The sequence below is a fragment of the Streptomyces cinnabarinus genome (assembly GCF_027270315.1).
GTDB lineage: Bacteria > Actinomycetota > Actinomycetes > Streptomycetales > Streptomycetaceae > Streptomyces > Streptomyces cinnabarinus.
Map to the genome: position 1 here is coordinate 7,243,049 of NZ_CP114413.1, position 20,413 is coordinate 7,263,461.

General features: G+C 71.0%; 16 protein-coding genes. 10 read left to right on the top strand and 6 right to left on the bottom strand.

Features of this window, described 5'->3' with window-relative positions; translation table 11 throughout:
• Positions 1 to 60 precede the first annotated feature (60 nt).
• On the bottom strand, positions 61 to 1,614 hold the full coding sequence (locus STRCI_RS32755) for a CocE/NonD family hydrolase (protein WP_269662572.1): 1,554 nt from the start codon (positions 1,612 to 1,614) through the stop codon (positions 61 to 63).
• Between the two features lie 116 nt (positions 1,615 to 1,730).
• Positions 1,731 to 2,489 (bottom strand): hypothetical protein, encoded by a 759-nt coding sequence (locus tag STRCI_RS32760; protein ID WP_269662573.1) that lies wholly within the window; start codon positions 2,487 to 2,489, stop codon positions 1,731 to 1,733.
• A gap of 83 nt (positions 2,490 to 2,572) precedes the next feature.
• Between STRCI_RS32760 and ggt the strand changes: the two genes are divergently transcribed.
• On the top strand, positions 2,573 to 4,372 hold the full coding sequence (gene ggt, locus STRCI_RS32765; protein ID WP_269662574.1) for a gamma-glutamyltransferase: 1,800 nt from the start codon (positions 2,573 to 2,575) through the stop codon (positions 4,370 to 4,372).
• On the opposite strand, the gene STRCI_RS32770 is transcribed toward ggt, so the two are convergent.
• Positions 4,373 to 6,934 carry an ATP-dependent Clp protease ATP-binding subunit gene (locus STRCI_RS32770; protein WP_269662575.1) on the bottom strand — a complete coding sequence of 854 codons (2,562 nt, stop codon included), beginning with the start codon at positions 6,932 to 6,934 and terminating at the stop codon, positions 4,373 to 4,375.
• Positions 6,935 to 7,015: 81 nt separating this feature from the next.
• Positions 7,016 to 7,783 (bottom strand): type I methionyl aminopeptidase, encoded by a 768-nt coding sequence (gene map, locus STRCI_RS32775; RefSeq protein ID WP_269662576.1) that lies wholly within the window; start codon positions 7,781 to 7,783, stop codon positions 7,016 to 7,018.
• Positions 7,784 to 7,815: 32 nt separating this feature from the next.
• On the opposite strand from map, the gene STRCI_RS32780 reads away from it, so the two are divergent.
• From STRCI_RS32780 to STRCI_RS32820, 9 genes are all read left to right on the top strand, one after another.
• Positions 7,816 to 8,067, top strand: a complete 252-nt coding sequence (locus STRCI_RS32780; RefSeq protein WP_269662577.1) for a helix-turn-helix domain-containing protein — start codon at positions 7,816 to 7,818, stop codon at positions 8,065 to 8,067.
• Between the two features lie 134 nt (positions 8,068 to 8,201).
• Complete coding sequence (locus STRCI_RS32785; protein WP_269662578.1) at positions 8,202 to 9,539, top strand: hypothetical protein; 1,338 nt, start codon at positions 8,202 to 8,204, stop codon at positions 9,537 to 9,539.
• A gap of 158 nt (positions 9,540 to 9,697) precedes the next feature.
• Positions 9,698 to 10,540 (top strand): nitrilase-related carbon-nitrogen hydrolase, encoded by an 843-nt coding sequence (locus tag STRCI_RS32790; protein ID WP_269662579.1) that lies wholly within the window; start codon positions 9,698 to 9,700, stop codon positions 10,538 to 10,540.
• Positions 10,537 to 11,826, top strand: a complete 1,290-nt coding sequence (locus STRCI_RS32795) for an aspartate aminotransferase family protein (RefSeq protein ID WP_269662580.1) — start codon at positions 10,537 to 10,539, stop codon at positions 11,824 to 11,826. Before STRCI_RS32790 ends, STRCI_RS32795 begins: the two co-directional genes overlap by 4 nt.
• Before the next feature lie 14 nt (positions 11,827 to 11,840).
• On the top strand, positions 11,841 to 13,382 hold the full coding sequence (locus STRCI_RS32800; RefSeq protein WP_269662581.1) for a PucR family transcriptional regulator: 1,542 nt from the start codon (positions 11,841 to 11,843) through the stop codon (positions 13,380 to 13,382).
• Positions 13,383 to 13,537: 155 nt separating this feature from the next.
• Positions 13,538 to 14,380, top strand: coding sequence for a nitrilase-related carbon-nitrogen hydrolase (locus STRCI_RS32805; protein WP_269662582.1), 843 nt, complete (start codon positions 13,538 to 13,540; stop codon positions 14,378 to 14,380).
• Between the two features lie 91 nt (positions 14,381 to 14,471).
• On the top strand, positions 14,472 to 15,866 hold the full coding sequence (gene hydA / locus STRCI_RS32810) for a dihydropyrimidinase (protein ID WP_269662583.1): 1,395 nt from the start codon (positions 14,472 to 14,474) through the stop codon (positions 15,864 to 15,866).
• A gap of 11 nt (positions 15,867 to 15,877) precedes the next feature.
• On the top strand, positions 15,878 to 16,897 hold the full coding sequence (locus STRCI_RS32815; protein WP_269662584.1) for a TIGR03842 family LLM class F420-dependent oxidoreductase: 1,020 nt from the start codon (positions 15,878 to 15,880) through the stop codon (positions 16,895 to 16,897).
• Positions 16,898 to 17,022: 125 nt separating this feature from the next.
• On the top strand, positions 17,023 to 18,549 hold the full coding sequence (locus STRCI_RS32820; RefSeq protein WP_269662585.1) for an NCS1 family nucleobase:cation symporter-1: 1,527 nt from the start codon (positions 17,023 to 17,025) through the stop codon (positions 18,547 to 18,549).
• Between the two features lie 19 nt (positions 18,550 to 18,568).
• Here the strand turns inward: STRCI_RS32820 and STRCI_RS32825 are convergent, their stop codons facing one another.
• Entirely contained in the window at positions 18,569 to 19,243 is a 675-nt protein-coding gene (locus STRCI_RS32825) for a hypothetical protein (protein WP_269662586.1), read from the bottom strand.
• 147 nt (positions 19,244 to 19,390) lie between these two features.
• A complete protein-coding gene (locus STRCI_RS32830; protein WP_269662587.1) occupies positions 19,391 to 20,392 on the bottom strand; it encodes a carboxymuconolactone decarboxylase family protein in 1,002 nt (333 codons plus the stop codon).
• Positions 20,393 to 20,413 lie beyond the last annotated feature (21 nt).

A 20,413-nucleotide genomic window follows, 5' to 3' on the forward strand; every position in this document is an offset into this window, starting at 1 on the left:
GGCCCCTGGACCGCGGGGGTGGCAGTCATGGAGCCATACCCGCCCGGCGGCAGCCGGAGATCACTGCTCGCGCAACGGGACCGACACGAAGGACGGGTCGTTCGCCGGCGAGGAGAAGGTCAGCTGCGCGCCGGTCGGGTTGTGCTCCGCATAGAGCGGGTCGACCGTGTCGACTACCAGGGCGAGGCGATGCCCTGCCGGGACGTCGTAGGCCGTGGAGAACAGCTCCAGGTCCACACCGAACGGCTCTCCGGGCGTACGCCCGTGGAAGGTGTACGGCGCATTGCTGACCAGCTTGCCGAGGCCGAGCGGCCCCACGTCGTAGAGGTAGGCGACGAGGGTGCCGCTCTCCTTGGTCGGGGTGAGCGTGGTGTGCAACCGGGCGGTGCCGCGCACCTGTTGGGCGGATCCGTACTTCTCGGACTGCCACACGGCCGCCCAGCGGCGCGGGAGCAGGGGGATGGACGCCATCGGGGGCACCTTGGCGAACTGGTCCAGGATGCCGGAGAGCACGACTGTTCCGCCGTCCGCGCCGGAGTTGACGTTCGCGCGGATCGTGGTGGAACCGGCGAGGGTGATCTTCCGGCTGGTCGCGCCGACCGACTTCCAGTCCGGGTAGCCCTCGTAGCCGCCGCCGGTGCGGGACTTGAGCCGAACCGGCTGCTCGCGGTCGATGCCGTTGGCCTCGCCCTTCAGATAGTGGTCGAACCAGCGCTCGGTGTCGGTCCAGACGTCGTTGGGCAGACCGAGCAGCCCGGTGATCTCGGCGGTGGCGTGGTCGCCGGGCCGGAACTGCAGGCGCTTGGGGCCGGTGAGCTTCTCGTAGAAGTCCGCGTACTGGTTGGGCGGGAAGATCGAGTCGCCCCAGGCGTTGGCGAGGAACACCGCGGGGGCGCTGTCGTTGAGCTGGTCCAGATAGGTCGTGACTGAACGTTTCTTCCCCCAGGCGACCATCGCGTCCTCCTTGCTCAGGTCGGAGGTCCGGAAGGCGCTGAAGATCTCCTTGACTTCGGCGCTCTGTCTGCCGGTGACCAGGCTCGTGCCGTTCAGCAGCGCGGCGGCCTGGGTGTGCTGGGTGCGGCCCGAGTAGATCGAATCGATGAGGTCGGCCCAGCCGCTGAGCGCCGCGACCGCCCTGACCCGCTCGTCCTGCGCGGCCGTGAGCAGGCTGATGCCCGCCGCGTACGACATCCCGCCCATGCCGATCCGCCCCGCGTCGGCCGGGGTGTTGGCGAGCGCCCAGTCGATCACCCGGGAGGCGTCGGCCACGTCGGGCGGGCCCGCCACTTCTATCTCGCCGCCGGACTGCCAGAAGCCGCGGACGTTGTAACTGACCACTATGTAACCGGAGTTCGCCAGCTTCTGGGCCTGGGCGAGGTACTGGACCTGGGGCGTGGCCCAGCTCGTCGGGAACACCAGCAGCGGGTAACGGCGGCTGCCGTCGGCGTCGGCGGGGGTGATGACGTTCGCCTTGAGTGTCGTACCGCCGTCGCCGGTGATGTCGACGAAGCGGATGCCGCCCGTCGACGCCGACGCGACGGGGCCGACGCCGGCGATCAGGGTCGCCGAGACGATGCCCACGGCGGTTGTGCGCAGAGCCTTGCGATGTCCCACGGGTCACTCCTCGCTCGTGTCAGTGCAAAGTGACCCGACGGTAACCAAGACCTCTTACCGTAAGTAACCCGTGGGTAAGTTACGTGCCAGTAACGATTGTTGAAGTGTATGTGGTCTCAGGAGGCGCGGTGGGAGTTCCGGGGAGTCGCCGCGGCCGGCAGGGGTGTCTGCGCGGTCCGGGTGACATCGCCGACGAGTTCGACCACATCCGGTCCATAGGCCTGGGAGTTGGCGACCTTCAGCAGCAGGACGAAAGAGTTGCTGCCGTACTTGCGGGCCAGCCGCTCGTGGTTGCGGGCCAGATAGCGGGTCGCGGCCTGGTTGGTGATGGCGCGCTGGCCGCAGAAGAGGAAGACCGGACGGCTCTGCTTCGGGTCGCCCGCGGTGAGCCGGGCCAGCAGCACGTACTCGGCCACGCCTGCGTCCAGGCGGTAGCGCTCGGTGCCGATCTGGAAGGCGCCCCGGTCCGGGCCGGGTTCGGGGTCGACGTTGATCCGTATCCCGGGCAGCATCGCGGACATATGGGCCACCATGCGCCGGTTGGAGCCGGGGCCGCCCACACAGAACTCGGTGCGCTCGCCGAAGCCCTGATGGACCGCGTCCTGCGTGACCACCTGGGTGTGCGCGCCGCAGTCCTTGATCAGCGCGGACAGCTCCAGCAGCGCGAACACGTCGAAGCGGTGCACCGCGGGTTCGGAGGTGGCCGGGTCGCGGTTGACGACGAGGAGTGACTCCGAGTTCTCCGGCAGCCCGAAGAACGCCTGCTTGCGGCGGAGCCTGCGCCGCCACACATAGGTCCGGGCCAGCCAGCCGAGCGCGGCACTGATGCCCGCGGCCACCACGCCGAGGACGATGTTGCGTACGTCGTCATTCATGGGCGGGCATGGTAGCGGGTGCTCCTGACGGGGGCATGTCGAGGGATTAAGCTGCGCAAACTGGTCCCTGACTGGAGGTGCGGATGCGTTCTACCGTCGCACGCAAGCTGTCGGTCCTCGCGGTGTCGGCCGCCGTGGTGTCGGTGGGGGCCGCGGCGCCGCCCGGCGGCTCCGGCACGGCCGTCGAGAAGGTCCCCGTCGCCGTCGGCCACGGCGGTGCCGTCGCCAGCGTCGACGCGGACGCCTCCGCCGCCGGTATCGAGGTGCTGCGCAAGGGCGGCAACGCCGTCGACGCGGCCGTCGCCACCGCCGCCGCGCTGGGCGTCACCGAGCCGTACTCCGCGGGCATCGGAGGCGGCGGCTACTTCGTCTTCTACGACGCCAAGTCCCGTACGGTACGCACCATCGACGGCCGGGAGACCGCCCCGCTGAGCGCGGACTCGGGACTATTCCTGGAGAACGGCACGGCGATCCCGTTCGCCGAGGCCGTCAGCAGCGGACTGAGCGTCGGTACGCCCGGCACGCCCGCCACCTGGCAGCGGGCGCTGGACAAGTGGGGGAGCCGGAGCCTCGGGGCGCTGCTGAAGCCCGCCGAGCGGCTCGCCCGGGACGGCTTCACCGTCGACCAGACCTTCCGCGCCCAGACCGCCGCCAACGAGACGCGGTTCCGGTACTTCCCCGACACCGCCGGGCTGTTCCTGCCGGGCGGCGAACTTCCGGCCGTGGGCGCCACGTTCAAGAACCCCGACCTCGCCCGCACCTACGCCGAGCTGGCCAGGAAGGGCGTCGGCGCCCTCTACCGCGGCGACCTCGCCGAGGAGATCGTCGACACCGTCAACCGCCCGCCCGTGGACCCGGCCTCCGGCTGGAAGGCCCGCCCCGGCGACCTCACCGCCGAGGACCTGGCCGCCTACCGCACCAAAGTCCAGGCGCCCAGCAAGAGCTCCTACCGCGGTCTCGGCGTCTACTCCATGGCGCCCTCCTCCTCCGGCGGCACGACCGTCGGCGAGGCCCTCAACATCCTGGAGAACACCGACCTGCCGAAGGCGAGCGAGGTCCAGTACCTCCACCGCTACATCGAGGCGAGCCGGATCGCCTTCGCGGACCGCGGGCGCTGGGTCGGCGACCCCGCCTTCGAGGACGTACCGACGAAGGAACTGCTCTCGCAGCGGTACGCCGACTCACGTGAGTGCCTGATCAAGGACGACGCGGTGCTGACCAGCCCGCTCGCTCCGGGGGACCCGCGGAACCCGGCGGACTGCGCCGCCGGTGGCACGGCGGCCCCGACGACGTACGAGGGCGACAGCACCACCCATCTCACGGTGGCCGACAAGTGGGGCAACGTCGTTTCCTACACGCTCACCATCGAGCAGACCGGCGGCAGCGGCATCACGGTCCCGGGCCGTGGCTTCCTCCTCAACAACGAGCTGACGGACTTCTCCTTCACCCCGGCCAACCCCGCCGTGCACGACCCGAACCTGCCGGGGCCGGGCAAGCGCCCGCGCTCGTCGATGTCCCCGACCATCGTCCTCGACCGGCACGACAAGCCGGTGGTGGCGCTCGGTTCACCGGGCGGCGCGACCATCATCACCACCGTGCTCCAGACCCTCACCGGCCATCTGGACCGCGGCCTGCCGCTCGTCGACGCGATCGCCGCGCCGCGCGCGAGCCAGCGCAACCAGACCACCACCGAGCTCGAACCGGGCCTGTGGGACAGCGCGTTGAAGGGGCAGCTGGAGTCCATCGGGCACGGCTTCCGGCTCAACCCCGAGATCGGCGCGGCGACCGCCGTACAGCGCCTGCCGCACGGCAAGTGGCTCGCCGCCGCGGAGAAGGTACGCCGGGGCGGTGGCTCCGCGATGGTGGTGCGGCCGGCGTCGTAGTCACAACTCGGGGGCGGGCGCCGGTTCTTCCGCATCCTTGCCTTCGGCGCGGAAGGCCAGCCGCCCGTCCTCGACGTCCACCGTCACCCGGCCGCCCCCGGTGACCTTGTTGTCCAGCAGCAGCCGGGAGAGCTGGTTGTCGACCTCGCGCTGGATGGTGCGGCGCAGTGGGCGGGCGCCGTACTCGGGCTGATAGCCGCGCTCGGCGAGCCAGTCGACCGCCCCGCCGGTGAACTCCACCGCGACGTCCTGCGCGTGCATCAGCCGGCGCGTCCGGTCCAGCAGCAGATTGGTGATCCGCCGCAACTGCTCGGGGTCGAGCTGCCGGAACACCACGATCTCGTCGATCCGGTTGAGGAACTCGGGCCGGAAGTGCTCGCGCAGCGGCCTGAGGATCCGCTCGCGCCGCGCCTCCTCGTCCGCCTCCGCCCCGCCCGAGCCGAAGCCGATGCCTCCGCCGCGCCGGGTGATCGCCTCGGAGCCCAGGTTGCTGGTCATCACGATCACCGTGTTGGTGAAGTCCACCGTCCGGCCCTGGGCGTCGGTCAGCCGCCCGTCGTCCAGCACCTGGAGCAGGATGTTGAAGACGTCCGGGTGCGCCTTCTCCACCTCGTCGAGCAGCAGCAGCGAGTACGGGTGCCTGCGCACCACCTCGGTGAGCTGCCCCGCCTCCTCGTGGCCGACGTAACCGGGCGGGGCGCCCACCAGACGGCTCACCGTGTGCCGCTCCTGGTACTCGCTCATGTCGAGCCGGACCATGCGCTCCTCGCTGCCGAACAGCGCCTCCGCCAGGGCCCGGGCCAGCTCGGTCTTGCCGACGCCGGTCGGGCCGAGGAAGAGGAAGCTGCCGATCGGCCGGTCCGGGCTGGCGAGCCCTGCCCGCGACCGCAGCACCGCCTCCGACACGACCTGGACGGCCTCGTCCTGGCCGATCACCCGCTCGTGCAGATGCTGTTCCAGGCCCAGCAGCCGGTCCTTCTCCTCCTCGGTGAGACTGGCCACCGGGATCCCCGTCAGCCGGGACACCACCTCCGCGACCGCCTGGACGGTCACCTCCAGATGCTGCCCCTCGTCGGCTGCGCCGTCCCCGGCCGCGTCCGCGATCCGCTGCTTCAACTCCACGATCCGGTCGCGCAGTTGCGTGGCCTGCTCATAGCTCTCGTCCGCGACCGCCTGGTCCTTGTCCCGGGCGAGCTGCTCGACCTCGCGCTCCATGGCCCGTACGTCCGTGCCCTTGGTGCGCGAGCGCAGCCGTACCCGGGCGCCGGCCTGGTCGATCAGGTCGATCGCCTTGTCCGGCAGCCGGCGGTCGGTGAGATAGCGGTCCGACAGCTCCACGGCGGCCACCAGCGCCTCGTCGCTGTAGCGGACCTGGTGGTGGGCCTCGTAGCGGTCCCTCAGGCCGCGCAGGATCTCGATCGCGTCCGCGGTGGTGGGCTCGGGCACCAGGATCGGCTGGAAGCGGCGGGAGAGCGCCGCGTCCTTCTCGATCCGCCGGTACTCCTCCAGCGTGGTGGCCCCCACGATGTGCAGTTCGCCGCGGGCGAGGGCGGGCTTGAGGATGTTCCCGGCATCCATCGAACCGCCCTCGCCGCCACCCCCGGCGCCGACCACGGTGTGCAGTTCGTCGATGAAGACGATCAGCCGGTCGGAGTGGGCGCGGATCTCGCCCACGATGTTGGTCATGCGCTCCTCGAAGTCGCCCCGGTAGCGGGTGCCCGCGACAACTCCCGTCAGATCCAGCGCGACCACCCGCCGCCCGCTCAGCACGTCCGGGACGTCCCCGTCGGCGATCCGCTGGGCCAGGCCCTCCACGACGGCGGTCTTGCCGACGCCCGCGTCGCCGATCAGTACCGGGTTGTTCTTGCCGCGCCGGGAGAGCACCTCGATGGTCTGCTCGATCTCCTCGTCCCGTCCGATCACCGGGTCGATCCGGCCCTGCCGGGCGAGGTCGGTCAGATCGCGGCCGTACTTGTCCAGCGTGGGCGTCTCGCCCGCGTGCTGTCCCTCGGGCCGCGGTCGCGGTGCGGTGTCCGGCGCCTCGGGCGGCAGCCCGGTGGGCGCGAAGTGCGCCGAGTTGAGGATGTGCCCGGCGGCGGAGTCCGGGTTCGCGGCGAGGGCGCTGAGCACGTGCTCCGGGCCGATGTAACCGGCGCCGCGGGCCCTCGCCAGGTCGTGCGCGTCCAGCAGGGCGCGTTTGGCGGCCGGGGTGAGCGACAGCGAGGTCGGCGGCGGGGCCTCGCCCGGCGGGTGCTGGACCGGGCCCGAGCGCTCGTCGATCTCCGTGGCCAGGGAGTCGGGGTCGGCCCCGGCGCGGCTCAGCAGGCTTCTGGTCGGCTCGGCGGAGAGCGCGGCGCGCAGCAGGTGCTGGGTGTCCAGGTCCCGGCTGCCGTGCTCGGCGGCGTACTGGGCGGCGCCGCGGACGAGTTCTCTGGCGGGTTGGCTGAGCAGCTGGCCGATGTTGATCTGGCGGGGGCCGGGGCGGGGGCCGCCGAAGAATCGGGCGAGGAATTCTCCGAAGGGGTCCCCCTCCGGACCTTCCGGGAAGTAGCCGCTGGTCATCGGATTCGTACCTTCCCGATGGGACAAGGTGCGCTTAAGTCACGATGGCACGGATGGGGGCGGTGGGCATGTGCAGGCCTGTCACCGGGCCGTGAGAATCCTCGGTCCGTCCTCCGTGATCGCCACCGTGTGTTCCGTGTGTGCCGCCCTTGAACCGTCGTTCGTCTTCAGGGTCCAGCCGTCCGGCGCCGCGTGGTAGCCGTCCGTGCCGCCCGCGATCAGCATCGGCTCGATCGCCAGGGCCATGCCGTGGCGGAGTGGCATACCCCGATGAGGGCGGCCCTCGTTCGGGACTCCGGGGTCCTCGTGCATCCGGCGGCCGATGCCGTGGCCGCCGAAGCCCTCGGGGATGCCGTAGCCGGCCTGGCGGCAGATCGTGCCGATGGCGTGGGCGATGTCGCCGATGCGGTTGCCGACCACGGCCGCCTCGATGCCCGCCGCCAGGGCGCGCTCGGCGGTTTCGATCAGGCGCAGGTCCGCCGGGCGCGGGCGGCCGACGGTGAAGCTGATCGCCGAGTCGCCCGCCCAGCCGTTCAGCTGGGCGCCGCAGTCGATGGAGACCAGGTCCCCGTCGCGCAGCCGGTAGGCGGTCGGGATGCCGTGCACGATCGCGTCGTTCACCGAGGCGCAGATGACGGCCGGGAAGGGCGTCGGCGCGAAGGAGGGGCGGTAGCCGAGGAAGGGCGAGCCCGCACCGGCCTCGCGCAGTGCCCCGCGCGCCACCTCGTCCAGCTCCAGCAGGGAAACGCCCACGTCAGCGGCTTCTCGTACGGCCGTGAGGGCGCGCGCGACGACCTGTCCGGCGGCGTGCATGGCATCGATCGATGTGTCTGTCTTGAGCTCCACCATGCCAATTACTATACCGGTATTAGAATGGGGTCATGGTGCGTACCCCCCTCACCCCGGAAGAGCGCGAGCGCGGCGAACGACTCGGGCGCCTGCTCCGCGAGGCCCGCGGCGGGCGCAGTATGGCGGAGGTCGCGTCGGCGGCCGGCGTCTCCGCCGAGACGCTGCGGAAGATCGAGACCGGCCGGGCGCCGACCCCGGCCTTCTTCACCGTGGCCGCGCTGGCGCGGGTGCTCGGCCTGTCCATGGACGACCTGGCCGGGATGTGCTCGCCGGCCGGGGTGTGAGGGGCGCCCGCACGTCACGTTCCGGCAGGGCAGGCGTACTCTGCGTCCCACCTGAAAACTCCCCGTAGCCTCCCCGTAACACGGCTGGTGTTGCCTACGGACCGGAGTACTCCGGTCAGGCGGGAGTGTTGGGCATGGCTGTGGAACAACTCCCGGCTCGGGTGCGGGAGTTCGCGAACTACCTGAACGGCCTGATGGCGCGCCTCGATCAGGGCGGCGGCTGGTGCGGGGTGTTCTGGCAACGCGATCCGGACGGCATACGGGCCTGTCTCGACGGGCGTGAGGTGCCGCCGTGGGACGTGGTGGAGGCACTCCTCCAGGACCTCGCGGCGGACCGCGGCCCCGAAGCGGCCCGCGCCCACGCGGAGGGCGTACGGGCGCTGCACTCCGCCGCGCTCCTCGCCCACGACTCCCGTCCCGGCGGCCGGGACGCCCTCGGCGACCGGCTCGACGTCATGCTCCGCGAGCAGCGGTACGCGGCGGAGCGGCAGGCGGAACTGGGCCGGTCGCTGTCCGTCGCCACCAGCCAGGACGAGGCCGACGCCGTCCGGTACGACCTCGCCTGGGCCCGCGACGACCATGCGCGGGCCACCGCGCGCTGCGCCGAACTCCGCTCGCGGATGGCCGAGCTGGACCGCCGGCCGGCGGAGCCGCCGACGCGGGACTGGGGCGTGGCCGCGCCCGCCGTGGACGCGCGGGTGCCGGCGCAGGCACCCGCGCCCGACGACGGCAGCACCCCCAAGCAGCGCAAACGCCGTCGCGGCGGTGCGCGCTTCGCCGGGATGGCCGAGGAGGAGACCGCCCCCGTCGTCGTCCCGCCCGCTGCCGTGCCGGTACTGCCCGAGCCGGCCGCCGCGGGCCGCCGTACCCCGCGAGGGGCCCGGTTCGCCGGGGCCGCCGAGGCGGCGGAAGTGGAGCAGCCGCGGGTGGAAGCGGTCGACGGGGGCGACCGGCGGGAGGTCGTGGGGGCTGTCGAGCGGCTCGTACGGCTGCGGCACGAGGGGCGCAGCGGCGAGGCGCACGCGCTGCTCGCCGAGATCGCGTACTCGTCCGCCGCGCGCTACCCGCTGCTCGCCGTCGAGCTTCAGCGGGCCGGGCTCGGCGCGGACTGGGCCACCCTGCTGTGGGAGGCGGCCTCGCTGCCCGCCGACCGGCTGGTCGCCGCCGCGGACGCGCTGGTCGCCGCGGGCCGGGGCGCCGACGCGGAGCAGATCATGCGCCAGGGGGTCGTCCGGCCCGCCGACGAGGTCGGACGGGCCGTGCTGGGGCTCGCCGGTCAGGGGCGCCGCCGCGAGGTCGGCGCCCTGCTGGACGCCTACGTCCGGGTCCGCACCCCCGAGGAGGCCGTGCGCAGCGTGGCCGCGGACCCGCCGACCCTCGTACCGTTGCTGCTGGAGGCCGCCCGGGGTGTGTCGGAGGAGCGCCACTGGGACCTCGTCCACGCGCTGAGGGTCGCCGGATTCGCCGCCTGACCGGGTGGGGTACTCACCCACAGGAGTGTGAAACCGGATCGACTCAGCGGGTTAATGGCGATGGTCTTGGCAAGCCCGTCCGGGAGGCTTACGTTCGTGCCTCTACGGCCTGCGTCTACGGGCGTAGAGGCTCTGACGTCCCGTCGAAGGAGCAGCTCATGGCCAACGTCGTCCGCGCCGCTCTGGTCCAGGCCACCTGGACCGGCGACACCGAGTCCATGGTGGCGAAACACGAGGAGCACGCCCATGAGGCGGCCCGCCGTGGCGCCAAGGTGATCGGGTTCCAGGAAGTCTTCAACGCCCCCTACTTCTGCCAGGTGCAGGAGCCGGAGCACTACCGCTGGGCCGAGCCGGTGCCCGACGGGCCGACGGTGCGCCGGATGCGGGAGCTCGCGCGCGAGACCGGCATGGTGATCGTCGTCCCGGTCTTCGAGGTCGAGCAGTCCGGCTTCTACTACAACACCGCCGCCGTCATCGACGCCGACGGCTCGTATCTCGGCAAGTACCGCAAGCACCACATCCCGCAGGTCAAGGGCTTCTGGGAGAAGTACTACTTCAAACCCGGGAACGTCGGCTGGCCGGTCTTCGACACCGCCGTCGGCAAGGTCGGCGTCTACATCTGCTACGACCGGCACTTCCCGGAGGGGTGGCGGCAACTCGGTCTGAACGGCGCCCAGTTGGTCTACAACCCGTCGGCCACTCATCGTGGTCTCTCGTCCTACCTGTGGCGCCTGGAGCAGCCCGCCGCGGCCGTCGCCAACGAGTACTTCGTCGCCGCCATCAACCGCGTCGGCGTCGAGGAGTACGGCGACAACGACTTCTACGGGACGAGTTACTTCGTCGACCCGCGGGGACAGTTCGTGGGAGAGGTAGCCAGCGACAGCAGGGAGGAACTCGTCGTCCGCGACCTCGACTTCGACGTCATCGAAGAGGTGCGGCAGCAGTGGGCCTTCTACCGCGACCGCCGCCCCGACGCCTACGAAGGGCTGGTGCAGCCGTGACGGCCGACGATCTGCTGGGACGCCACCGCCGGGTGCTCCCCGACTGGCTCGCGCTCTTCTACGAGGACCCGCTGGAGATCACCCACGGCGAGGGCCGCCATGTCTGGGACTCCGAGGGCAACAAGTACCTCGACTTCTTCGGCGGCATCCTCACCACGATGACCGCGCACGCGCTGCCCGAGATCACCAAGGCGGTGAGCGAGCAGGCCGGACGGATCCTGCACTCCTCGACCCTGTACCTGAACCGGCCCATGGTCGAACTCGCCGAACGCATCGCCCAGTTGTCCGGAATCTCGGACGCCCGCGTCTTCTTCACCACCTCCGGCACCGAGGCCAACGACACCGCCCTGCTGCTGGCGACGACATACCGGCAGAGCAACACGATCCTGGCGATGCGCAACAGCTACCACGGCCGCTCCTTCAGCGCCGTCGGCATCACCGGCAACCGCGGCTGGTCCCCGACCTCCCTGTCACCGCTGCAGACGCTGTACGTCCACGGCGGTGTCCGCACCCGCGGCCCGTACGCCGAACTCGACGACCGTGACTTCACCGCGGCCTGTGTGGCGGACCTGAAGGACCTCCTCGGCCACACCCGCCCGCCCGCCGCCCTCATCGCCGAGCCCATCCAGGGCGTCGGCGGCTTCACCTCGGGCCCGGACGGACTGTACGCGGCCTTCCGCGAGGTGCTCGCCGAGCGCGGCATCCTGTGGATCGCCGACGAGGTGCAGACCGGCTGGGGCCGCACCGGCGAGCACTTCTGGGGCTGGCAGGCGCACGGGCAGAACGGACCGCCGGACATCGTCACCTTCGCCAAGGGCATCGGCAACGGCGCGTCCATCGGCGGGGTGATCGCCCGCGCCGAGATCATGAACTGCCTGGACGCCAACAGCATCTCGACCTTCGGCGGCACCCAGATCACCATGGCGGCCGGCCTCGCGAACCTGACGTACCTCCTGGAACACGATCTCCAGGGCAACGCCCGGCGGGTCGGCGGGCTGCTCATCGAGCGGCTGCGGGCGGTCGGCGCGCAGGTGCCGTACGTCCGGGAGGTGCGGGGGCGCGGGCTGATGATCGGTATCGAGCTGGCCGAACCCGGCACCGGCCGGGCGGCGCCCGAGGCGGCGTCGGCCGTGCTGGAGGCGGCCCGCGAGGGCGGGCTGCTGATCGGCAAGGGCGGCGGCCATGACACCAGCGCGCTGCGGGTCGCCCCGCCGCTGACGCTGTCCGTCGCGGAGGCCGAGGAGGGCGCCGCGATCCTGGAACGCGCTCTCAGGAGTCTTCAGTAAGGGACGGCACCGCCATGACCACCACCTGGGAACCCGCCCTGTCGGTCCGTCAGGTCCTCACCCTGGAGCGGGTGCTGGCCGGGGAGCCCGAGGTGGTGGCCGGAGCGGGACAGCTCGACCGGCTGGTGCGCTGGGTGCATGTCGCCGAGGCCGCCGATGTCGGGGTGATGCTCAGCGGCGGCGAGATGGTACTCACCACCGGGGTGCTGCTGGCCGGTGACGAGAGCGCGCAGGCCGAGTACATCCGTTCCCTGCACCGCGCGGAGGCGGCGGCCGTGGTCCTCGGGCTCGGCCGCGCCTTCCCGGCCGCCCCCGAGGTGATGCGCCGGGCGGCCGAGCGGTGCGGGCTGCCCATGGTCGTGCTGCACCGGCCGTTCCCCTTCGCCGAGCTGACCGAGGAGGTCCAGTCCCGGCTGGTGCGGCGGAAGTTCGCCGCGGTCAGTCTGTCGGAGTCGGTGCGCACCGCCCTCACCGGGCTGATCACCGCGGGCGCCCCGCTCCAGCGGCTGCTGGACGAGGTCGCCCAGCACAGCGCCTGTCCGGTCGTCGTCACCAACCTCGCCCACCGGGTGCTGGCCACCGCGGGGGAGCGGCCGGCCGTGGACGACGTCCTGCGCGACTGGGAGCGCATCTCCCGGCAGGCAGGCGGCAGCGAGGGCGACGGCTGGATCCGCGCCGAACTCGGCGGCCGCGGCGAACGCTGGGGCCAGATCGTGCTGTGCGGCCACCGCGGCGACACCGCCACCGGACGGCTGCTCGCCGACCGGGCCGCCGAAGCGCTGGTCCTGCACCGCATGCTCGGCGGCAACTCCGCCTGCACCTGGGAGGAGCAGTCCGCGCAGAGCCTGCTCACCGACCTGGTCAGCGGGGTCGTACCGGCCCGCCAACTGCTGCCCCGGGCACGGGCCGCCGGACTGCCCGTCAACCGGCGCACCTTCGTGCCGCTGGTCGTCCGGGACGGCGACCCCGCCCAACTCGACCGGGTGCTCCGCATGCTGGGGCTGCCCGGTATCGTCGCCGAGCTCGCCGACTCGGCAACAGCTGTATTGCTCAGCCTGGCCCGGGACCAGGACGCGACCGTGCTCGCCGCCAACTTCGCCACCCGGCTGCGCTCGGAGGCGCCCGGCACGATCGTGGCCGCCGCCGACCCCCGGGCCGGCTGGGACGACGTACCGGCAGGGCTGCGCGAGGCCCGGCATGTGGCGGAGGCGGTGGCCGACGCCCTCGACCTGCCCGCTGTAGTCCGCCTCCGGGACGTCCATCTGCGCGGTCTGGTACGGCTGTTGCGGGACGACCCGCATGTGCAGTCCTTCGCGGAACGGGAACTGGACGGGCTGCTGGGCGACCCGCAGGAGGATCTCCTGGCGGTCCTGCGCACCTACCTCGCCACCGGCCGCAACAAGTCCCGCACTGCCCAGCTCCACCACGTCTCCCGGCCCGCCCTCTATCGCCGGCTGGAAGCGATACAGGCCCGGCTCGGGGTGGACCTCGACGACTTCGAGCAGGCCGCATCCGTGCACATCGCCCTGCTCGCACACGACGCGCAACAGGGCTGAAACATGCCACGACCTGGGAAAACGGCGGTGAAACATGGGCCCACGAAGAGGTGACACCGTGGCACGCCCGAGGCCCGCAGACGTGACACCGTGCCACTCAAAGCCCGCGTTCGGACTTCCTAGTCTCGCTGCACACCGAGCGACCGGAGGTCCCGATGAGCAGAGTGATCCGCGCCGCCCTCTTCCAGACCGCGTGGACGGGCGACAAGGAATCGATGATCCAGGTACACGAGCAGGCGGCCCGCGACGCGGCCGCGCAGGGTGCTCAAGTCCTGTGCTTCCAGGAGCTGTTCTACGGGCCGTACTTCTGCCAGGTGCAGGACAAGGCGTTCTACGAGTACGCCGAGCAGATCCCCGAGGGCCCGACCGTACGGCGCTTCCAGGCGCTGGCGAAGGAGCTGGGACTGGTCCTCGTACTGCCGATGTACGAGGAGGAACAGCCCGGCGTCCTCTACAACACCGCCGCAGTGATCGACGCCGACGGCTCCTATCTGGGCAAGTACCGCAAGACCCACATCCCCCAAGTGCAGGGATTCTGGGAGAAGTTCTACTTCCGGCCCGGGAACAGCGGCTGGCCGGTCTTCGAGACCGCCGTCGGCAAGATCGGCGTCTACATCTGCTACGACCGCCACTTCCCCGAGGGCTGGCGGGCGCTCGGCCTAGCCGGTGCCGAGATCGTCTTCAACCCCTCGGCCACCTCGCGCGGACTCTCCCGCTATCTGTGGCAGTTGGAGCAGCCCGCGGCGGCCGTCGCCAACGAGTACTTCGTGGGCGCGATCAACCGGGTCGGCGTGGAGGACCTCGGCGACAACGACTTCTACGGCACCACGTACTTCGTGGACCCGGAGGCCCAGTTCGTCGGCGAGGTGGCGAGCGACAAGGAGACCGAACTCGTCGTCCGCGACCTGGATCTCGCCAAGCTGCGAGAAGTCCGCGACCGCTGGCAGTTCTACCGGGACCGGGCGCCGGGGGCGTACGGACCGCTCACGGCGCCGTAAGAGCTCCCGTCAGCGCATCCCACCCAGGGGCGCGGGGATCTGCGCGACCAGCCACCACCAAGCCGCACGCGATCACCGAGGGAGAGGACCCATGACCGGCCAAACAGTAATCCGTGGCGGCCTTGTCATCACCGCGTCCGACGAGGTCCACGCCGACGTCCTGATCGAGGACGGCCGGGTCGCCGCCCTCGCCGTGCCCGGTACGCAGGACTGGAGCGAGGACCGCACGATCGACGCCACGGGCAAGTACGTCATCCCGGGCGGCGTCGACGCCCACACCCACATGGAGCTGCCGTTCGGCGGCACCTTCGCCTCCGACACCTTCGAGACCGGCACCCGGGCCGCCGCCTGGGGCGGTACGACCACCATCGTGGACTTCGCCGTGCAGAGCGTCGGGCACAGCCTGCGCGAAGGGCTCGACGCCTGGCACGCCAAGGCCGAGGGCAACTGCGCCATCGACTACGGCTTCCACATGATCGTCTCCGACGTCAACCAGGACACCCTCAAGGAGATGGACCTGCTGGTCGAGGAGGGCGTCACCTCCTTCAAGCAGTTCATGGCCTACCCGGGCGTCTTCTACTCGGACGACGGCCAGATCCTGCGCGCCATGCAGCGCTCCGCCGAGAACGGCGGACTGATCATGATGCACGCCGAGAACGGCATCGCGATCGATGTGCTGGTGGAGCAGGCGCTGGCGCGCGGGGAGCGGGATCCGCGCTATCACGGGGAGGTCCGCAAGGCCCTGCTGGAGGCCGAGGCGACCCATCGGGCCATCCGGCTCGCGCAGGTCGCGGGAGCGCCGCTGTACGTCGTGCACGTCTCGGCCATGGAGGCGGTGGCCGAGCTGGCGCGGGCGCGCGACGAGGGGCTGAACGTCTTCGGCGAGACGTGCCCGCAGTATCTGTTCCTGTCCACCGACAACCTCGCCGAGCCTGACTTCGAGGGCGCGAAGTACGTGTGCAGCACGCCGTTGCGGCCGCGCGAGCACCAGGCCCAACTCTGGAAGGGCCTCAGGACCAACGACCTCCAGGTCGTCTCCACCGACCACTGCCCCTTCTGCTTCGTCGGCCAGAAGGAGCTGGGCCGCGGCGACTTCTCCAAGATCCCCAACGGGCTGCCGGGCGTGGAGAACCGGATGGACCTGCTCCACCAGGCCGTTGTCGACGGGCACATCTCGCGCCGCCGCTGGATCGAGATCGCCTGCGCCACCCCGGCCCGGATGTTCGGGATGTACCCGAAGAAGGGCACCATCGCGCCGGGCTCCGACGCCGACATCGTGATCTACGACCCTCAGGCCGAGCAGGTCATGTCGGCCGAGACCCATCACATGAACGTCGACTACTCGGCCTACGAGGGCAAGCGCACCACCGGCCGGGTGGAGACGGTCCTCTCCCGCGGTGAAGTCGTCATCAGCGAGCGGGAGTACACCGGCCGCGCCGGGCACGGCGTCTACACCCCCCGCTCCACCTGTCAGTACCTCAACTAGGAGTGGCGCACATGGACTTCGGACTCGTCCTGCAGACCGACCCGCCGGCCTCGAAGGTCATCAGCCTGATGAAGCGGGCCGAGCGCAACGGCTTCACGCACGGCTGGACCTTCGACTCGGCCGTGCTGTGGCAGGAACCGTTCGTGATCTACAGTCAGATCCTATCCAACACCACCAAGCTGACGGTCGGACCCATGGTCACCAACCCGGGCACCCGCACCTGGGAAGTCACCGCCTCCACCTTCGCCACCCTCAACGACATGTTCGGCAACCGCACGATCTGCGGGATCGGCCGCGGCGACTCCGCGATGCGGGTGGCCGGACGCAAGCCCAACACCCTCGCCCGGATCAGCGAGGCCATGAAGGTCATCCGCGCCCTCGCCCGCGGCGACGAGGCCGACCTCGGCGGCACGGTCGTCCACTTCCCGTGGATCAAGGAGGGCGCCGAACTCCCGGTCTGGATGGCCGCGTACGGGCCGAAGGCGCTGAGGATGACCGGCGAGGAGGCGGACGGATTCATCCTCCAGCTCTCCGACCTCTATCTCACCGAGTACATGGTCAAGGCGGTCAAGGACGCGGCGGCCGCGGCCGGCCGTGACCCCGGGGACGTGAAGATCTGCGTCGCCGCCCCCGCCTACGTCACCGCGGACGACTCGCCCGAGGCGCTCGCCCACGCGCGGGAGCAGTGCCGCTGGTTCGGCGGGATGGTCGGCAACCATGTCGCCGACCTGGTGTCCAAGTACGGCGAGCACTCCGCCGCCGTACCCGACGAACTCACCGACTACATCAAGGCCCGTGAGGGCTACGACTACTCGCACCACGGCCGCGCCGACAACCCCGACACCGCCTTCGTGCCCGACGAGATCGTCGACCGCTTCTGTGTCATCGGGCCGGTCGAGAAGCACATCGAGAAGCTGACCGCCCTGCGTGAGCTGGGCGTCGACCAGTTCGCCGTCTACGACATGCACGACGCCCAGGAAGCCGTCATCGACGCGTACGGCGCGCAGGTCATCCCCGCGCTCAACGGCTGAACTCCCTTCCCACAGCTCCCCCTTCCCGCCGTTCCCGGGAAGGGGGCCAGGACGCTTCCCTCAGCGCACCCCCCGGCGCCATCCGCACGGCCTCTCCCGTCCCACCGTCCCTGATTGGCCTGCCCATGACCGACACCGCTCCCACGGCGATACCGCCGTCCTCCCAAGTCACCCTCGCCGACGGCCGGGTGGAGCTCACCCCGGGGTCCCCGCTGCCCAGCGGTCCGTACGCCAACGACGACCTGCTCCCGGTCCCGGTGGAGAAGCGGACCTGGACCACGTACAACTTCTCCGCGCTCTGGGTCGGCATGGCCCACAACACGGCCTCCTGGACCCTCGCTTCGGGTCTGATCGCGGTCGGCATGGACTGGAAGCAGGCCGTGCTCACCATCGCGCTGGCCAATGTCATCGTGCTGGTGCCGATGCTGCTCACCGGACACGCGGGGCCCAAGTACGGCATCCCCTTCCCGGTGTTCGCACGCGCCTCCTTCGGCATCCGCGGCGCCAACCTCCCGGCTGTCGTACGGGCGTTGGTGGCCTGTGGCTGGTTCGGCATCCAGACCTGGATCGGCGGGGAGGCGATCTTCTTCCTGGCCGGGAAGCTGATCGGCGACGGCTGGGCGGACGCCGGGAAGATCGGCGGATACGCCTGGACCATGTGGCTGTCGTTCGCGATCTTCTGGGCGATCCAGGTCGCGATCATCTACCGGGGTATGGAGACCATCCGCCGGTTCGAGAACTGGGCCGCTCCGTTCGTGCTGGTCGGCGCCTTCGTGATGCTGTGGTGGATGAGCGACAAGGCCGGCGGCTTCGGTCCGCTGCTGGACCAGCCCTCCAAGCTGGGCTGGGGCGGCGACTTCTGGAAGCTGTTCTGGCCGTCCCTCATGGGCATGATCGGCTTCTGGTCCACGCTGTCGCTGAACATCCCGGACTTCACCCGGTACGGGAAGAGCCAGAAGGCCCAGACGTGGGGGCAGGCGCTCGGACTGCCCACGACCATGACGCTGTTCGCGTTCCTGTCGGTGATGGTCACCTCCGGCTCGGCGGCCGTCTACGGCGAGCCGATCTGGGACCCGGTGCAACTCGCCGCCAAGACCGACAACGTGGTCGGACTGCTCTTCGCCCTGGTGACCGTGCTGGTGGCGACCCTGTCGGTGAACATCGCCGCCAACCTGGTCTCGCCGGCCTTCGACTTCTCCAACATCGCGCCCCGCAGGATCAGTTTCCGCACCGGCGCCCTCGCCACCTGTGTGCTCGGCGTGCTGATCTTCCCCTGGAAGCTGTACTCCGACCCGCAGGGCTACATCTTCACCTGGCTCGGTCTGGTGGGCGGTCTGCTCGGCACGGTCGCCGGCATCCTCATCGCCGACTACTGGATCCTGCGCCGGGGCCGCCTGGACCTGACCGACCTGTACCGCGCCGGCGGGCGCTACTGGTACGAGGGCGGCTGGAACTGGCGGGCGGTCGTGGCGTTCCTGACCGGTGGCGTGCTGGCCATCGGCGGCGCGAACTTCGATCCGCTGATCGACGGCACCCCCGTCCCGGCGCTGTCCTCGCTCGCGGACTACGGCTGGGCGGTGGGCCTCGGCACCTCGATGGTGCTGTATCTCCTGCTGATGCTGGCGCGCGGCCGGGACGAGAGCACCGTCTGACGCACCGGCCGGAGGACGGTCAGGCCTTCTGGCCGTCCTCCAGCGCCCCCACCGCGTCCTTGGCGGCCTTGATGGCGCCCTTGTTGATCTCGTCCGAGCTGGGCGCGCCCTTGGACTCGAAGTCGCTGCCGTTGTACGTGACGACGACCAGCGCGTTGGACGCCCGGACCAGCACGACGCCCTCGCGGGTCTCCTGCTTGTCCTCGGTGGTCAGATTCACCACCGAATAGCCGACGTCACCGAGGCCCGGAACATCCCCTCCGCCGCTCTTGTCCTTGATGCGCTGTTCGTACGCGTTCTGTGCCGATTCATCCGACTCCTTGATCTCGAAGGAGACATCGAGCCAGCGGTAGTCGTATCCCTTGAGCGCGTTCCAGGAGCAGGTGCGGCGCAGCTTGGTGTCGGTCGACGGGATCTCCTTGCCCGCGGTCTTGGCGCCCGGGACCAGTGAGGTGACCGTCTTGGAGGACACGCTGTCGCAGGGCGCGGGAGCGCCGGTGTACGTCTTCGACGCGGCGGACGTGGAGGGTGCGGATTCGGACTGACTCTCCGTCTTCTCCTGTGCCTGCGTCTGGGGGTCGGCGGCCGGTGCCGGGGCGAACGGGCCGGACGTCAGCGCCCAGCCCGCCGCGGCGAGCACCACGACGGGGGACAGGCGGGCGGTCAGGGCGAGTGGCAGTGAAAGGGGGCGCACGGCGCACTTTTCGTGGGGGACGGTGCGGAGGAGTCCACACTGCGGACGGAACGGCAGTGTTGCACGACTGCCTGTGGGGCGGAAGTGTCAACTCGCTCCGTGCGCGCGCGGTGACGGAGGCCAACCGGTCGCGCGGTGAATGCCCGATTATGTCCGCGCGGTCGACCGGCTCAGCGCGGACTCGATCCGGTCGACCGCGGTGAAGGCGCCGTAGGCCACCAGGTGCACCAGACAGTGGTCGGTGTGCTCCGGCCGCCGCCAGGCCGCCACGTCCTCGTCGGTGATGCGGTACGGCGCGAGGGCGGCCAGCAGCGCGAGCCGCGCCCCCGGCCGCTCCCGGCGGTCCGGGATGCCCTCCAGGGCGAGCCCCGGGTGCCGCCCGTCCCAGTGCCACATCGTCTCCAGTACGAGGGCCTGGTCGTCCGCGTCGAGCAGGTCGGCGCCGGTCATGGCCGCCTTGAGCAGCGCCGCGTACGCCGGGCCGACGGCGGTGTCACCCGCCCAGGCGGGGGCCTCGCCGGGGTCGGCGCGGTCCAGCAGCGCCAGCGCGTCACCGGGCCGGGCCGGGCGGCGCACGGTCCGCGAGAGCGTACGGCCCGCGAGGCTGCGGACCGCGCGGAAGCGCTCGGCGTTGCCGGGCAGCATCTGCTCGGTCAGCAGGGCCGACACGATGCGGTTGATGAAGTGGAACGACAGCGCGGTGCCGAGATACCCGGGGGCGTGCTCCCGCGGGAAGGGGTACGGCTTGGACGCCGGGCTCGGGACGCGGGTCCCCTTGCCCCACTCCAGCACGCGCGCGTGCTCCTTGTTCTCCGGGCGTTCGCCCCGCGCGAGGCGCTCGGCGAGGGCGTGGTCTCCGGTGGCATGCAGCAGCACGGTGTGGGCGGTCACGCAGAACGGGCACTGGTTGGCCTGCGACACCCCGAACGCCGCGATCTCCTTGCCGGTCCGGCCGCCCGGTCCCGCGATCAGCGACTCGCGCATCAACGCCCAGGTGGCGGTGAGCAGTTCCGGCGCCGAGGACAGCACCACGAAGGTGACCGGTTCGTCGATGCCGAAGTCGCGGGAGAGCTGCTCGTAGACCTCGGCGACGCGTCCGGTGGCCGCCTTGGGCGGCTGGGGCTTGGTGTAGCGGAAGGCTGTGGTCATGGGCAGCAGAGTGCGCCGCGG

Bases quoted from the DNA above. Each gene is read 5' to 3' on its own strand.
- STRCI_RS32760 (WP_269662573.1), bottom strand. From the start codon at position 2,489: ATGAATGACGACGTACGCAACATCGTCCTCGGCGTGGTGGCCGCGGGC.
- ggt (WP_269662574.1), top strand. From the start codon at position 2,573: ATGCGTTCTACCGTCGCACGCAAGCTGTCGGTCCTCGCGGTGTCGGCC.
- STRCI_RS32770 (WP_269662575.1), bottom strand. From the start codon at position 6,934: ATGACCAGCGGCTACTTCCCGGAAGGTCCGGAGGGGGACCCCTTCGGA.
- map (WP_269662576.1), bottom strand. From the start codon at position 7,783: ATGGTGGAGCTCAAGACAGACACATCGATCGATGCCATGCACGCCGCC.
- STRCI_RS32780 (WP_269662577.1), top strand. From the start codon at position 7,816: ATGGTGCGTACCCCCCTCACCCCGGAAGAGCGCGAGCGCGGCGAACGA.
- STRCI_RS32785 (WP_269662578.1), top strand. From the start codon at position 8,202: ATGGCTGTGGAACAACTCCCGGCTCGGGTGCGGGAGTTCGCGAACTAC.
- STRCI_RS32790 (WP_269662579.1), top strand. From the start codon at position 9,698: ATGGCCAACGTCGTCCGCGCCGCTCTGGTCCAGGCCACCTGGACCGGC.
- STRCI_RS32800 (WP_269662581.1), top strand. From the start codon at position 11,841: ATGACCACCACCTGGGAACCCGCCCTGTCGGTCCGTCAGGTCCTCACC.
- STRCI_RS32805 (WP_269662582.1), top strand. From the start codon at position 13,538: ATGAGCAGAGTGATCCGCGCCGCCCTCTTCCAGACCGCGTGGACGGGC.
- hydA (WP_269662583.1), top strand. From the start codon at position 14,472: ATGACCGGCCAAACAGTAATCCGTGGCGGCCTTGTCATCACCGCGTCC.
- STRCI_RS32815 (WP_269662584.1), top strand. From the start codon at position 15,878: ATGGACTTCGGACTCGTCCTGCAGACCGACCCGCCGGCCTCGAAGGTC.
- STRCI_RS32820 (WP_269662585.1), top strand. From the start codon at position 17,023: ATGACCGACACCGCTCCCACGGCGATACCGCCGTCCTCCCAAGTCACC.
- STRCI_RS32830 (WP_269662587.1), bottom strand. From the start codon at position 20,392: ATGACCACAGCCTTCCGCTACACCAAGCCCCAGCCGCCCAAGGCGGCC.